Annotated in this window: 13 protein-coding genes and 1 riboswitch; of the genes, 4 read left to right on the forward strand and 9 right to left on the reverse strand. The window is 70.8% G+C overall.

The genetic code is table 11. The annotated features are described in order from the left end of the window. Positions 1 to 1,605: acyl-CoA dehydrogenase family protein (locus tag KGQ19_RS20810; protein WP_212010872.1), on the reverse strand; the 1,605-nt coding region annotated here is incomplete at its 3' end. 155 nt (positions 1,606 to 1,760) lie between these two features. Here KGQ19_RS20810 and KGQ19_RS20815 point away from each other — a divergent pair. From KGQ19_RS20815 to KGQ19_RS20825, 3 genes are all read left to right on the forward strand, one after another. Further along, positions 1,761 to 2,843, forward strand: coding sequence for a YihY/virulence factor BrkB family protein (locus tag KGQ19_RS20815; protein WP_212010873.1), 1,083 nt, complete (start codon positions 1,761 to 1,763; stop codon positions 2,841 to 2,843). A gap of 148 nt (positions 2,844 to 2,991) precedes the next feature. Next, positions 2,992 to 3,333: a hypothetical protein gene (locus KGQ19_RS20820; RefSeq protein WP_212010874.1), complete on the forward strand. Its 342-nt coding sequence runs from the start codon at positions 2,992 to 2,994 to the stop codon at positions 3,331 to 3,333. Between the two features lie 214 nt (positions 3,334 to 3,547). Beyond that, positions 3,548 to 5,086 carry a globin domain-containing protein gene (locus KGQ19_RS20825; protein WP_212010875.1) on the forward strand — a complete coding sequence of 513 codons (1,539 nt, stop codon included), beginning with the start codon at positions 3,548 to 3,550 and terminating at the stop codon, positions 5,084 to 5,086. A gap of 76 nt (positions 5,087 to 5,162) precedes the next feature. On the opposite strand, the gene KGQ19_RS20830 is transcribed toward KGQ19_RS20825, so the two are convergent. From KGQ19_RS20830 to paaA, 5 genes are all read right to left on the reverse strand, one after another. Continuing rightward, entirely contained in the window at positions 5,163 to 6,227 is a 1,065-nt protein-coding gene (locus KGQ19_RS20830) for a 2Fe-2S iron-sulfur cluster-binding protein (RefSeq protein WP_212010876.1), read from the reverse strand. 45 nt (positions 6,228 to 6,272) lie between these two features. After that, positions 6,273 to 6,959 (reverse strand): 1,2-phenylacetyl-CoA epoxidase subunit PaaD, encoded by a 687-nt coding sequence (gene paaD, locus KGQ19_RS20835; RefSeq protein WP_212010877.1) that lies wholly within the window; start codon positions 6,957 to 6,959, stop codon positions 6,273 to 6,275. A gap of 74 nt (positions 6,960 to 7,033) precedes the next feature. Next, complete coding sequence (gene paaC, locus KGQ19_RS20840) at positions 7,034 to 7,822, reverse strand: 1,2-phenylacetyl-CoA epoxidase subunit PaaC (RefSeq protein WP_212010878.1); 789 nt, start codon at positions 7,820 to 7,822, stop codon at positions 7,034 to 7,036. Further along, positions 7,819 to 8,103 (reverse strand): 1,2-phenylacetyl-CoA epoxidase subunit PaaB, encoded by a 285-nt coding sequence (gene paaB, locus KGQ19_RS20845; protein WP_212010879.1) that lies wholly within the window; start codon positions 8,101 to 8,103, stop codon positions 7,819 to 7,821. The genes paaC and paaB overlap by 4 nt, the downstream gene beginning before the upstream one ends. Continuing rightward, complete coding sequence (gene paaA / locus KGQ19_RS20850) at positions 8,100 to 9,110, reverse strand: 1,2-phenylacetyl-CoA epoxidase subunit PaaA (RefSeq protein WP_413563026.1); 1,011 nt, start codon at positions 9,108 to 9,110, stop codon at positions 8,100 to 8,102. Before paaA ends, paaB begins: the two co-directional genes overlap by 4 nt. Positions 9,111 to 9,277: 167 nt before the next feature. On the opposite strand from paaA, the gene KGQ19_RS20855 reads away from it, so the two are divergent. Further along, positions 9,278 to 10,411, forward strand: coding sequence for a hypothetical protein (locus KGQ19_RS20855; protein ID WP_212010880.1), 1,134 nt, complete (start codon positions 9,278 to 9,280; stop codon positions 10,409 to 10,411). Here the strand turns inward: KGQ19_RS20855 and KGQ19_RS20860 are convergent. From KGQ19_RS20860 to KGQ19_RS20870, 3 genes are read right to left on the reverse strand one after another with little or no spacing between them, the layout of a single operon-like run. Next, complete coding sequence (locus tag KGQ19_RS20860) at positions 10,350 to 11,333, reverse strand: alpha/beta hydrolase (RefSeq protein WP_212010881.1); 984 nt, start codon at positions 11,331 to 11,333, stop codon at positions 10,350 to 10,352. The two genes, KGQ19_RS20855 and KGQ19_RS20860, sit on opposite strands and share 62 nt — an antisense overlap. Before the next feature lie 2 nt (positions 11,334 to 11,335). Next, positions 11,336 to 12,103: a type I methionyl aminopeptidase gene (gene map, locus KGQ19_RS20865; protein ID WP_212010882.1), complete on the reverse strand. Its 768-nt coding sequence runs from the start codon at positions 12,101 to 12,103 to the stop codon at positions 11,336 to 11,338. Beyond that, positions 12,100 to 12,642, reverse strand: coding sequence for a GNAT family N-acetyltransferase (locus KGQ19_RS20870; RefSeq protein ID WP_212010883.1), 543 nt, complete (start codon positions 12,640 to 12,642; stop codon positions 12,100 to 12,102). The genes map and KGQ19_RS20870 overlap by 4 nt, the downstream gene beginning before the upstream one ends. 181 nt (positions 12,643 to 12,823) lie before the next feature. After that, a riboswitch (M-box (ykoK) riboswitch) is annotated at positions 12,824 to 12,992 on the forward strand. Positions 12,993 to 13,207: the final 215 nt, after the last annotated feature.

Below are 13,207 nucleotides of genomic sequence, written 5' to 3' on the forward strand. Positions count from 1 at the left end.
CCCCAGCGTCCCGAACGTCCGCCCCCAATCCCCGCCAAGCCGCGAAGCGACAAAAGCGTCCGCGCTCTCCGGCGGCGCATACCGCAGCATCAGCGAGCCCTGGAGCAGCAATGCCATCCGCTCCACGAACCGGCGTGCCCCGGTTTCGTCGACCGAGGCCACCTCGTCCTTCAGCTCCTTGAACGCGGAGTCGAAGCGGGCGTCCGCGCCGCGCGCCGCGCCGACCTCTGTGCAGAAGGCGTCCCATACGCCGGATTCCTTGGCGAGGGCGCGTAGGACGTCCAGCGCGTTGACGTTGCCCGAGCCCTCCCAGATGGAGTTCAGGGGCGCCTCTCGGTAGAGCCGCGGCATGCCGGACTCCTCGACGTAGCCGTTCCCGCCGAGGCATTCCAGTGCCTCCGCGGTGAATGGGGCGCAGCGCTTGGTGACCCAGTACTTCGCTACCGCCAGGCCGATGCGGCGGAACAGGCGGGCGGATTCGTCGGAGCCCGCGTCGGTGGCTGCGGCGAGGTGGAGTGAGGTGAGGGTCGCTGCCTCGGATTCGAGGGCCAGGTCGGCCAGGACGTTGCGCATCAGTGGCTGGTCGGCGAGGAGCTTGCCGAAGGCCATGCGGTGCCGGGTGTGGTGGACCGCCTCGGCGAGGGCCGCGCGCATCAGGGCGGCGGAGCCGGTGACGCAGTCCAGGCGGGTCATGGCGACCATCTCGATGATGGTGGCCACGCCGCGGCCCTCGTCGCCCAGGCGCCAGGCGCGGGTGTTGTGGAACTCGACTTCGGAGGAGGCGTTGGCGCGGTTGCCCAGTTTGTCCTTGAGGCGTTGGAGGCGGAAGGAGTTGCGGGTTCCGTCGGGCAGGACGCGCGGGATCACGAAGCAGGTCAGGCCGCCGGGGGCTTGGGCCAGGACCAGGAAGACGTCGCACATGGGCGCTGAGGTGAACCACTTGTGGCCGATCAGCGTGTACTCGCGGCCGTCGCCGGGGACGGGGGTGGCGCGGGTGGTGTTCGCGCGGACGTCGGAGCCGCCCTGTTTCTCCGTCATGCCCATCCCGGCCAGGCAGCCGGCTTTGGTGGCGAGGTCGCGCAGGCCGAAGTCATAGGTCTTCGATGCCAGGCGGGGGGTCCATTCCGCGGCCAGCATCGGGTCGGCGGCCAGGGCCGGGACCGCGGCGTAGGTCATGGAGACCGGGCACAGGTGGCCGCCCTCGACCTGGCCCCAGACCAGCATCTTGGCGGCGCGGGCGGTGTGTCGCAGGGTGCCGGCGTCCTCCAGCCACGGGGCGGCGGCGATGCCGTGGCCCACCGCGACCGTCATCAGTTCGTGCCAGGCCGGGTGGAACTCGACCTCGTCGATGCGGCGGCCGTAGCGGTCGTGGGTGCGCAGTATGGGGTGGTTCGCCTCGGCCAGCCGCCCCCACTCGCGTGCCTCGAAGGACCCGGCCAGCGCGCCCAGGCCGGTGAGCTCCCCGTCGGTGGCCGAACCGGCCCCGAACAACCGCGTCACGGCCGCGACCAGCGCGGGGTCCGCGGTGTAGGCGTTGTAACCGGCCAGCGGCGGGACCTGGTTGCCGGGCTCGTCGGCGGGGCCGACGAGGGTTCCTTCGGGCATGTGCCGGTCATCTCCATTTCGGCATGATGCTGGTACTACGGCCTGCTGCCGTTACCGTAGTACCCGATCCTTGTATTCGCTACCGGTAAGTAACAACCACCGAGAAACCCCGTCAGCCGCCCGTGAATCCGACCGTAGGACCCGAGGACCCGCGCATGCGCCCAGTGCTCGACCTGCCCGCAGGCTCCGGCTCCCCCGCCGGTTCCGACGCCCCGCCGCCGGAGCAGCCGGCCGGGACGGGTCACGCAGAGCACGCGGATCACCACGAGCAGCAGGGGCCGCGCGAGCGCTTCGGCGCGCAGGCGCGCAACTGGTGGGCGGTCACCAAGATCACCTTCTCGATCTGCATGCGCTACCGGATCACCGGGCTGGCGGCCGAGGCGGCGTTCTTCGCCCTGCTCTCGCTGCCGCCGCTGGTGATCGGGCTGGCCGGGACGCTGGGCTATCTGAACGGCTGGATCGGCACCGCGCGGATCAACGAGATAAAGCACCACATCGACGGCGCCGCCGGCACGATGCTGTCCGGACCGGGCGTGCAGAAGCTCGACGGGCTGCTGACCAGCCTGCTCACCAACGGGCACCCGGAACTGATCTCGATCGGGTTCCTGCTGGCCCTGTGGGCGGGCTCACGCGCCATGAACGTCTACGTCGACACCATCACGATCGCCTACGGCCTGTCCGGCCGCCGCGGGATAGTGCGCACCCGGCTGCTGGCTTTCGGCATGTACCTGCTGGGCCTGCTCCTGGGCTCGGTGGCGCTCCCGCTGCTGGTGATCGGGCCGGACCTGCTGGTCAGCGCGTTCCCGCCGGTCACCGACCTGATCCACGCGCTGTACTGGCCGCTGATGCTCACGGTGCTGGTGGCGTTCCTCAACACCCTGTACCACCTCGCCGTTCCGGTCCGCACCCCGTGGTCGCAGGACCTGCCGGGCACGGTCCTGGCGCTGCTGGTCTGGCTCGGCGGGTCGGTGCTGCTGCGGGACTACGTCTCCAACACCTTCTCCGACACCGACCCCACCAACTCGCTCTACGGCGGACTCGCCGCGGCCGTTGCGATCCTGGTCTGGCTCTACGTCACGGCGCTGGCGGTGCTGCTGGGGGCGGCGCTGAACGCGGCCGTGGAACAAGTGTGGCCCTCGCGGCGGTTGTGGCTGGCGAGGCTGGCACTGCGCCAACGCGTCGCCGCTCAGCGGGACGCGGACACCCCCGTTCCGGAAGGGTTCGTCACGGACGACTGAGCTGGCCGAAAACTCCGGCGACAACGTGTCGGGGGCGTACGTACCATGAAGCGATCTTCCGGGATTTCGGTAGATACCGGGACAGGCGATGGACCTGACACCCGGTCGACATGAACCGGACAGAACAGTGAAAGCTGGGACAGCATACGTGTCAACCGCAGGTCCGATGGGCTCACAGCGGCTCCGGGCGCTGGGCTGGACGGAGGGCCACGAGAAGGCCTTCGCGATCCTGCAGGAAGCCGCCGGCGCCGACCTCATACCGGCGTTGGTCACGGAGGCCGGTGAGGGCGGCTGTACGACCGAATCCGGCACCGGCACCCTCCGGGCCACCTACGGCGCCAATCTGCTGCTGTCGATGGCGGCAGACCCCCTCCGACGACCCCTCAACGACGACTGGATCGCCGTCCGCCGCTGGCCGGACGGACGAGCCACCGCGGAGGCCATCCTGAGCCGCCGCGTGACCCTCATGCGCCAAGAACCCTCCCGATAGCGCCGCCGACCCCTCCCGCGGCCCGGACTCCTGGCGGACTTCGAGGATTTTTCCCCGCGCCATAGCGGACAATCCTGCCTTTACCCCACCGGACTTCCACCGGACTTCAACAGTCCGCGACGTCACCGGAGCCTAAGGTAATCGCTTGCACTGGGTATGCGCTCCGTGACGCAAAGGTCACGGGGCCCGGTGAAAGGCTTTGGGGGCGCGAGAGATGGTGCGGCAGACAGCGGCGGAGAACGCCGCCGACTCCGACGGAACAGATTTAGCCGAGGCGATCGAGGCGGCCCCGGCGACTGAGGCGATCGAGGCGAGCCGGGCAACCCGGGCAAGCGATGGAACCGACCTGGACCCGGCCCGCGTCCCGGCACTGATCCGGGACAGTTTCGCGCTGGTCTCCGACGGTTTCGACCGGGTCGTCTCGCACTTCTACGCGCTGGTCTTCACCGAGTACCCGGCGCTGCGGGACATGTTCCCGCCGATGATGGACGCCCAGCGCGACCGCCTGTTCCAGGCCCTGGTACGCATAGTCGGCCAGGCCGAGCACCCTGACGGCCTGGCCGACTATCTCCGGGACCTCGGTCGCGAGCACCGCAAGTTCGGGGTGCGCCCGGAGCACTACGACATGGTCTGGCGGTGCCTGATATCAGCCCTGAAACACCACGCGGGCAGCACCTGGACCGCCGAGATGGACGCCGCCTGGCTGGCGGCGTACCAGCTCATCGCCGGGACGATGATGGAGGCGGCCGAGGAGCACGCCCGGCACGCGCCGGCGTGGTGGAACGCGCGGGTGGTCGGGCACGAACAGCGGACCCCGGACATCGCCGTCCTGACGCTGCAACCAGACGCCCCCTACAAGTTCCGGCCGGGACAGTACCTGTCCTTGGAAACGCAGCGCTGGCCCCGGGTGTGGCGGCACTACTCGATCGCCAACGCGCCGCGCCCCGACAACACCCTGACTCTGCATGTGCGCACCGTTCCCGCGGGGTGGGTGTCCACCGCGCTGGTGAACCACACGAAGGTCGGGGACACCGTCCGGCTGGGGCCGGCCTCGGGGACGATGGTGTGCAACACGACGTCGATGCGGGACGTGCTGTGCATCGCCGGCGGGACCGGACTGGCGCCGCTCAAGGCGATGGTCGAGGACATGGCCAAGTGGAACACCACACGCCAGGTGCGGTTGTTCTATGGCGCTCGGCATGACGACGAGCTCTACGACCTGGCAGACCTCGAACGGCTGGCGTACCGGCGGCGGTGGCTGTCGGTGGTCCCGACCGTGTCGCACGATCCGCGGTACCCCGGGGAGCGCGGGATGCTGCCCGATGTCGTGACCCGCTATGGGGAATTCTTCGACCACTGGGCCGGACACGACGTGTACGTGTCGGGGTCGGTGCCGATGGTGCGGGCGACGATCGCGCGGTTGCAGGAGTTGAACATTCCGCTGGCGAGCATCCGGTTCGACGCCTACGGCGGGATGGACGGACTGTGGCAGCCCGGCGCGGGGCAGGGCGCGCCGGTGCCGCCATCGGCTCCCGCGGCACCCGGGACGGCCACGAATGAGCGCTCTGACCCGCCCGTACCCGGCTCGCCCAACTCACTCGGCGCACCCCCCGGCGCACCCGACACACCCGGTTCCTGGGCCGCCGCTTCCCATGGAGCGTGGCGGAGGGACAGCGGATGGCGGGCGGAGGTGGCCGGTCAGGTGCGGGCTCCGCAGACGATCGACGAGTGGCTGCTTTCGCAGGCCTCTTAGGGCGTCGGCGGGCTGGGCGGCGTCGGCGGGCTGGGGCGTCGGCCGGTTAGGGAACCGGCCGGCCGGCCGGCCGATGCTACGCGTCGAAATCCAGCTCCACGGTCGAGGTGAGAGGGCGGGACTGGCACGCCAGCACGAAGCCCTCAGCCTTCTCCTCCGGCTCCAGCGCGTAGTCGTGGGCCATCGCGACCTCGCCGGTGACGATCTTCGCGCGGCAGGTGCCGCAGACGCCGCCGGTGCAGGAGTAGGGGGTGTCGGGGCGGGCCTTGAGAACGGCGGCCAGGACCGAGTCGTCGTCCTTCGACATGGCCAGCTGGGTGCGGCGGCCGCCGAGGGTGACCGTGACGTCGACGTCGCCGTCGGCCAGGACCTTGGCGGTCTCGGCGTAGGCGGCCGGCGGCGGCGCGTCCTCGGCGTGGAAGAGTTCGAAGTGCACCTGCCCGCGGCCCACGCCGCGCCCGGCCAGCACCTCCTTGGCGGTGTCGACCATCGCCATCGGGCCGCAGAGGTAGTAGCGCGCCTCAGGCCCTGGCGCGGCCGCGTCCAACAGCTCCGGCAGCCGCTCGGCGTCGATCCGCCCGGTCAGCAACGCGGCCTCCCGCGGCTCCCGGGAGAGCACGTGCAACACCATCAGCCGTTCGGGGTAACGGTCCTTGAGGTCGGCCAGCTCCTCCAGGAACATGACCGAGGAGGCGGTCCGATTGCCGTAGATCAGAGTGAAGCGATCCCCGCGGGCCAGCGCGACCTCGGCCATCGCCAAGACCGGCGTCACGCCGCTCCCGGCGACGATGCCCACGTGCTCGGGCCCCGTCTGCAAGACGAAACGCCCGGCCGGCGGCAGCACCTCCACCAGGTCCCCGACGCCCAGCTTGGCGGCCGCGATCTCCCCGAACCCACCGGGCCCGAGCTCCTTGACCGCGATGCTCAGCGTCGCCGCGTCCGCACCCACGCCATCGCCGAACGGCGCCGCGCACAACGAGTAGGCCCGCCGGGCCTCGGTCCCGCCGAGCTCCACCCGCACGGTGACGTGCTGCCCCGGCGCGTACCGGAACACATCCCGCTCACCCGCCGGCACGCCGAACACGACGCGCACGGCGTCATCGGTGAGCCGGTCCAACCCGACGACAGGAAGCAAGGTCACAGCACTCTCACAAGGACTCGGTCACAGACAGGGGACGAAGGACGACTACAGGGACTTCATCGCCCCGAACGGCTCCCCGCAGGCCCGGCAGGCCCGCAGGGACTGGCACGGCGTGCTGCCGAACGCGCTGATCTCGCGCGTGTCGGTGCTGCCGCAGTGGGGGCACGCTTGCGCTGCGCGCGGGGCAGGGAAAGAAGCGCCATCGCCAGGCAGCGGACCGGCTTCGAGCCCGCCCCGCCGCCCGATCGTCACGGCGACCGGTCCACCGGCGTGGCGCGCACCGCCCCGCGGCGGCGCGATGCCGTGCTCGGCGAGCTTGCGGCGGCCGTCCTCGCTGATCCAGTCGGTGCTCCAGGGCGGGGACATCGCCGTGCGGGTACGGACCTCGACGGCCGGCGCGCCGGAGTCGCTGAGGTAGGCGGCCACCGCGGTGCGCACGTCGGCGGCGATCACCTCGGTCGCCGGGCAGCCCACGAAGGTCGGGGTGATGCGCACCTCGACCGCGCCGTCCTCGGTCAGCGACACGCCGCGCACAATGCCCAGGTCGCCGAGCGTCACCACCGGCAGCTCCGGGTCCGGCACCGCCGCCGCGGCGGCTTCGAGCCCCGCGAGGTCGAGCGCTGCGAGGTCGAGCGCCGCGAGGTCCAGGGCCGCGCCGGCCACCGCGGTACCAGCCGCTGCGCCGTGCGTCGCGCGCCCGCGCTCCCCAGCCGTCACCATCGCCATCGTCATCGCCTCCGCTCCACCGAGATCGCCGCCAAATCCTGCTGACCTACCAGCTCGCCTGACCTACCAGCTCGCCTGACCTACCAGCTCGCGCCGGGGTACTGCCGATGCAGCGCCTGCATCTCCCCCAGCAGCAGTCCGAATCCCTCGCCGTGCTTCCCCGCACGCCCGCCGCGCGGCTGCCAGCCGTCGGCCGGCACGGTCAGCGTCGCGGCCTCGATCACACCCGCCACCGACGCCTCCCACGCGGGACGCAGCGTGCGCGGGTCGACCGCGATGCCCTGCTGCACCAGCTCCGTGGCCACCGGGTCGAGGAAGAACAGCTCGGCGGTGTAGGGCCACAGTTGCTCCAGGCCCGCCTGCATCCGGCGGTGGCTCTCCGCGGTGCCGTCGCCGAGCCGCAGCGTCCACTGCACCGCGTGGTCGCGGTGGTACGCGACTTCCTTCACGGCCTTCGCCGCGAGCGCCGCCAGCTCCGGGTCCGTGGAATCACACAGAGCTGCGTACAGCTCGCTCTGGTACGTCGCGAAGTACAGCTGCCGCGCGATCGTCACAGCGAAGTCGCCGTTGGGCTGCTCGACCAGGAGCGCGTTGCGGAACTCCCGCTCCGTGCGCAGGAACGCGAGGTCGTCTTCAGAACGTCCGGCACCCTCTAGAGAACCGGCGTACGTCAACAGAGTCCGCGCCTGCCCCAGCAGATCCAGCGCGAGGTTCGCCAGCGCGACGTCCTCTTCCAGCTCCGGAGAATGCGCGCACCACTCCGACAGCCGGTGCGACAGGATGAGCGCGTCATCGCCCAGCTGGAGCGCGTATTGCGCGACCGACGCGGGAGAGGCGGAGCCTGTAGAGGCCTCAGTAGTAGCGGTCACAGGTTCTTCACCCCGTCTGGAACCCTGTAGAACGTCGGATGCCGATAGACCTTGTCCCCGGCCGGGTCGAAGAAGGGCTCCTTCTCATCCGGCGAAGAGGCACAGACGGACGCCGCCGGGACGACCCAGATGGAGACTCCCTCGCCGCGCCGCGTATAGAGATCCCGCGCATTGCGCAGCGCCATCTCCGCGTCCGAGGCGTGCACGCTCCCGACATGCTGATGCGACAGCCCACGCCGCCCGCGGATGAAGACCTCCCACAGAGGCAGACCCGTGCTCATGCTGCCGCAACTCCCTTGTCACTGTGCTTGGCCGCATAAGCCAAAGCTGCTTCCCGCACCCACTCGCCGTCCTCGTGCGCCTGCACCCGCGAAGCGACCCGCTGCCGGTTGCAGGGACCGTTGCCGGCCAGCACCTCCTGGAACTCGGTCCAGTCGATCACGCCGAAGTCGTGGTGCCCGCGCTCCTCGTTCCACCGCAGATCGGGGTCCGGGATGCGCAGCCCCAGCGCCTCGGCCTGCGGGACGCTGATGTCCACGAAGCGCTGCCGCAGTTCGTCGTTGGAGTGCCGCTTGATGCGCCAGGCCATCGACTGCGCGGAGTGCGCCGACTCCGCGTCCGGCGGGCCGAACATCATCAGCGACGGCCACCACCAGCGGTCCAGCGCGTCCTGGGCCATGGCGTGCTGCTCGGGCGTGCCGTGGGCCAGGTCGTGCAGCAGCTCGAAGCCCTGGCGCTGGTGGAAGGACTCCTCCTTGCAGATGCGCACCATGGCCCGCGCGTAGGGGCCGTAGGAGCAGCGCTGGAGCGGGATCTGGTTGATGATCGCCGCGCCGTCCACCAGCCAGCCGATGGCGCCGATGTCGGCCCAGGTCAGCGTGGGGTAGTTGAAGATCGAGGAGTACTTCTGGCGGCCGGTGTGCAGGGCGTCGAGCAGGTCGGCGCGGTCCACGCCCAGCGTCTCGGCGGCCGCGTAGAGGTAGAGCCCGTGCCCGGCCTCGTCCTGCACCTTCGCCAGCAGGATCGCCTTGCGCCGCAGCGAGGGGGCGCGGGTGATCCAGTTGCCCTCGGGCTGCATCCCGATGATCTCGGAGTGCGCGTGCTGCGCGATCTGCCGCACCAGCGTCTTGCGGTACGCCTCCGGCATCCAGTCGCGCGGCTCGATCCGCTCGTCGGCGCCGATCAGATCGTCGAAGCGCCCCTGCAGCTCCGACTGCGCCGACAGCTCCGGTTCCGCCACGGCTGCCGCCGCGTCCTGCGTCCTGGCCTGGGCCGTCACGGCTTCCACCTCTCAACCGACCGAACGTTCGGTTCTATCGTCCCGCCAGGGTGGCGGCAGTGTCAACAGCAAGGGTGCCGGTGACTTCGGCCGATGGCCGATGATGGGTCGCCTGATGGGTCGTTGTCCGACGGGTCGCCGTCGCAGGCCCGCCAGGCGAACAGGGGGAGATGGGGATGGAGCGTCACATCACAGCGGTGCCGCCCGGGCTGACACACGGTGCGCAGATGTTCCTCCAGACCCACGGCGTCCGCCTGGAGCCCCTGGCCCTTGAGGAGTACCGCGATCGGTGGCTCGCGGCGGGGATTCCGGGCGAGCAGATCGACCGGGCCGTGGCGTTCGAGCAGACGTGGGGCGGGTTCGTGCTGCCGCCTTCGGCCCGCAACGACGGCGGCCCGAAGTATCTGGACGCCGATGCCCCCGGACACGTGCCCGGGGTGGGATGGCTCTTCGAGGTCGGCGCGCAGCGTACGGCCGTGCCGTACTCGTTCCAGATCGGTCCGGACGGCGCGTTCGGGATCCTCGGCTCGGAGGGCTGGGTCCGGCTCCACGAGAGCATCGAGGGCTGGCTTGAGGCCCTGTCCCTGGCTCACCACGCCTCGACGCATGCAACCGGCATCAGGGTCCTGCAAGGTGCCGAGGCCGCCGCCATCGATCTCGGCGGGTTCGAGGAGGTCCCCGCGGTCCGGGGCGTCGCCGATCGGTGGTGGCGCGGCCCCGACTCGCTGGTCGCCGTCTACTCGGGCGAGGCGGAGGCGTTCGGGCATCCGGGGGCGGATGCGGCCCTCGTCTACTCAGGGCTGGACGAGTGGGGCCTGGGAACGGAGCTCTGGGCGGCCTCCACCGGCTGGCACGTCGAGGGGTCGGCGAAGCCGCTGGTGGGCTGGGACATCAACGGTGTCCTGATCGAACGCCGGACGCGGGGCGTCTACGAATCCTGGTTCGAGCATCCGGACGGCCGCCGCCTGGGCTTCGTCACCAACGGCGAGCGCGTCCTGCTCATGCTGATGGACGACGAGGACGACCCGGGAGAGCACGCCGTCGACGAAGCCGCCGAAGGCTGGTCGGACGGCTTCCGCCTGCTCAACGGCCAGGTCGACCGCTACCCGACCCGCGACACCGTCGCGTTCGGCGTCGGTGTCGCGAGCCTGCGGCGCATTATCGACACGGGGACGTGGCCCGGGCACGTCCGCCGGGAAAGCGACCGGGCCGTCAGCCCGACCGCAAGCCCGACCGTCAGCCCGACCCTCAGCCGGCCGCCAGCACCCGCTCCAGCCACGACCGACGCGCCGCCCGAGCCGCCCGGCTGAGCGCGGCGTCCGGGACCACCAGGTCGAAGGCGTGGTAGCCGCCGGGCCAGACGTGCAGCTCCGCCGAGCCGCCGGCCCGCCAGATCTTGTCGGCGTAGGCGACGGCCTCGTCGCGCAGCGTCTCGGCGGAGCCGACGTCGATGAACGCCGGCGGCAGGCCGGACAGGTCCGTGGCCCGGGCCGGCGCGGCATACGGCGACACGTCCGGGCCGCCGCGAGCCGAACCCAGCATGGCCTGCCATCCGAACCCGTTCCAGCTCCGGTCCCAGACATCGGCGCCGTCCATCTGCAGTGCCGAATCGCTGTCGTTGCCGTCGTCGAGCATCGGGCACATCAGCAGCTGCCCGAGCAGCCGCGGGCCGCCCTTGTCGCGCACCATCGAGGCCAGCGCCGCCGTCAGGCCGCCGCCGGCGCTGGTGCCCGCGGCGACGATCCGCTCCGGGTCCAGTCCGAGCTCGGCGGCGTGGTCGGCGGTCCACAGCAGTCCGGAGTAGACGTCATCGATCTGCGCGGGATACGGATGCTCCGGCGCGAGCCGGTATCCCACCGAGATCACCGACGCCCCGAAGTGCTCGGCGTCATCCAGCATCGGGTCCAGGAAGAACAGGTGCCGGTGGTCGCCGCTGAAGTAGCCACCGCCGTGCGTGAAGTAGATCGCCGGGCGCGCGGCGGCCGGGGCCGAGACCGGCGTGCAGACCAGCAGGGTGACCTCGGGATCGCCGGACTCCGCCGGGATCTGGTACGAAGTCACCTCGAACCGGCCACCCCGGCGCAGCTCATCGAGCGTCGGCAGCTCGGCGGCGTCCTCGGCCCGGATCTGCGGCAGCCGCTCCATGCTCATCGGTTCCGCCGTGGTCCCCCGCAGCGCGTGGTACCCGTCCAGCAGCCCGGCGTCGAAAGGCAATGAGGGCGGTATCGCCATCGTCAATCCACCTTTGTCAATACTCGTGCGCCATCCTCGGTGATGGCGATGGTGTGCTCGGAGTGCGCACCCCGCGACCCGTCCTGGAAGCGCAGCGTCCAGCCGTCGGGGTCGGTGAAGATCTCACTCGTCGTCGCCGACCACCAGGGCTCAAGGGCCAGCGTCAGGCCGGGGCGCAGCACCAGGCCGCGACCGGCGCGGCCGGCGTTGGCCACGTGCGGGTCCTCGTGCATGGTGTGGCCCAGGCCGTGTCCGCCGAACTGGAGGTTGACCGGATAACCGTACTCGACCGCCACCGCCTCGATGGCCGCGGAGACGTCGCCGAGCTTGGCGCCGGGGACCGCGGCGGCGATGCCGGCGTCCAGGGCCCGGCGGGTGGACTCGATCAAGCGGACGTCCTCCTCGCGCGGGGTGCCGACGATCACCGTGCGGGCCGAGTCCGCGACCCAGCCGTCGATCGCCACCGCGAAGTCCAGCGTCAGCACGTCGCTGTCGCGCAGCGTGTACTTGTGCGGCAGGCCGTGCAGGACCGCGTCGTTCACCGACAGGCAGATGACGTTGCCGAACGGGCCGCGGCCGAAGGAGGGCGCGTAGTCCCAGTAGCACGACACCGCGCCGCGCTCCTTGACCAGGCGCCGCGCCCGGTGCTCCAGGTCCATCAGGTTCATCCCCGGGCGGGCCAGCTCCGCGAGCTCGGCCAGGGTCTCCCCCACGAACCGCCCGGTGACCGCCATCTTGTCGATCTCCTGCGGCGTCTTCAGCTCGATCACCGGGTCGTCTCCGTCCGCTCTGAATCCGTCTGCTCCGGCGCACCCTGCGCGCGCCAGATCTGCTCGCCCTCGTCGTCCAGTTCGCCGGTCGGCGCCAGGCCGATCCGCTCGGCGACCCGGGCCGAGGCCGCGTGGCCAGGGTGGATGTTCGCGCGGATCTCCGCCACGCCACGCTCCCGCAGCCAGGCCACCAGTGCCGAGGCGGCTTCGACCGCGTACCCGCGGCCCTGCCAGGACAATCCCACCACCCACGCGATATCGGCGCGCCGGCCCCCCTCGACGATCGTCGCCTGCACGGTCCCGACCGCGGCGCCGTCCTCGGCCCGCCGCGCGATCCAGTTCACCCACTCCTGGGAGCCGTCCGGGGAATGGCCCACGGCCAGCCGCGTGTAACGGATTCGCAAGCCGTCCGCCGTCGGGGGCTCGCCGCCGATGAAGGTGTAGAGCTCGGGGGCGGCCAACACCTCGGCCATCTCGGCGGCGTCGGCCTCCGTCAAGGGTTTCAGCACCAACCGGGTGGTCGTCGACTCTCTAAACATGCTTGCATGCTATGCGCGACACCCCGTACCGGCGGCTCAGGCAAGTCGATAGGTAGTCCAGCCCCGATACCCGCAAACGCGCGACACCCCCTTTCAGGTTGCCGCCGTTGCGCGATCGTTACCCACCTGTGACGACGTGAGTTGACACCCTTACGCCGCGAGAGGATCCTTGGTTTCCGTTAGGACACCTCGTTCGGTGAGGCGTCTTCACGGACAAAGGCCACTGATCCCATCGGTCGAGAGACCCTCCGGATCAGGACAGATCTCCTCGGATTAAGGGGTGATCCCAAGTGGCTGCGCAGCTGACGCTACGCCGTGAAGTGCCGAAGCTCTGACGAGAGAGGTGGCCGGGACAGGTCTTGGCCTTGCCGTGCGACGGCGGGCCGACGGGACCTCCCGGGTGCTCCTCCCAGAGGTGTCGAGCGCGTCCGCCGCGATCGGCGGAACCGCGCGGGACATCAGGCGCCGCGGCGCCACGGCGGTCGGGAGGTGGTAGCGATGAAATCCGGTAGTAGGTCGGGCCACAGTCGGCCCCGCATCGCGCACGACCCAGCCCACCGCCCGT

Source organism: Catenulispora pinistramenti (assembly GCF_018274385.1).
Classification (GTDB): Bacteria; Actinomycetota; Actinomycetes; order Streptomycetales; family Catenulisporaceae; genus Catenulispora; species Catenulispora pinistramenti.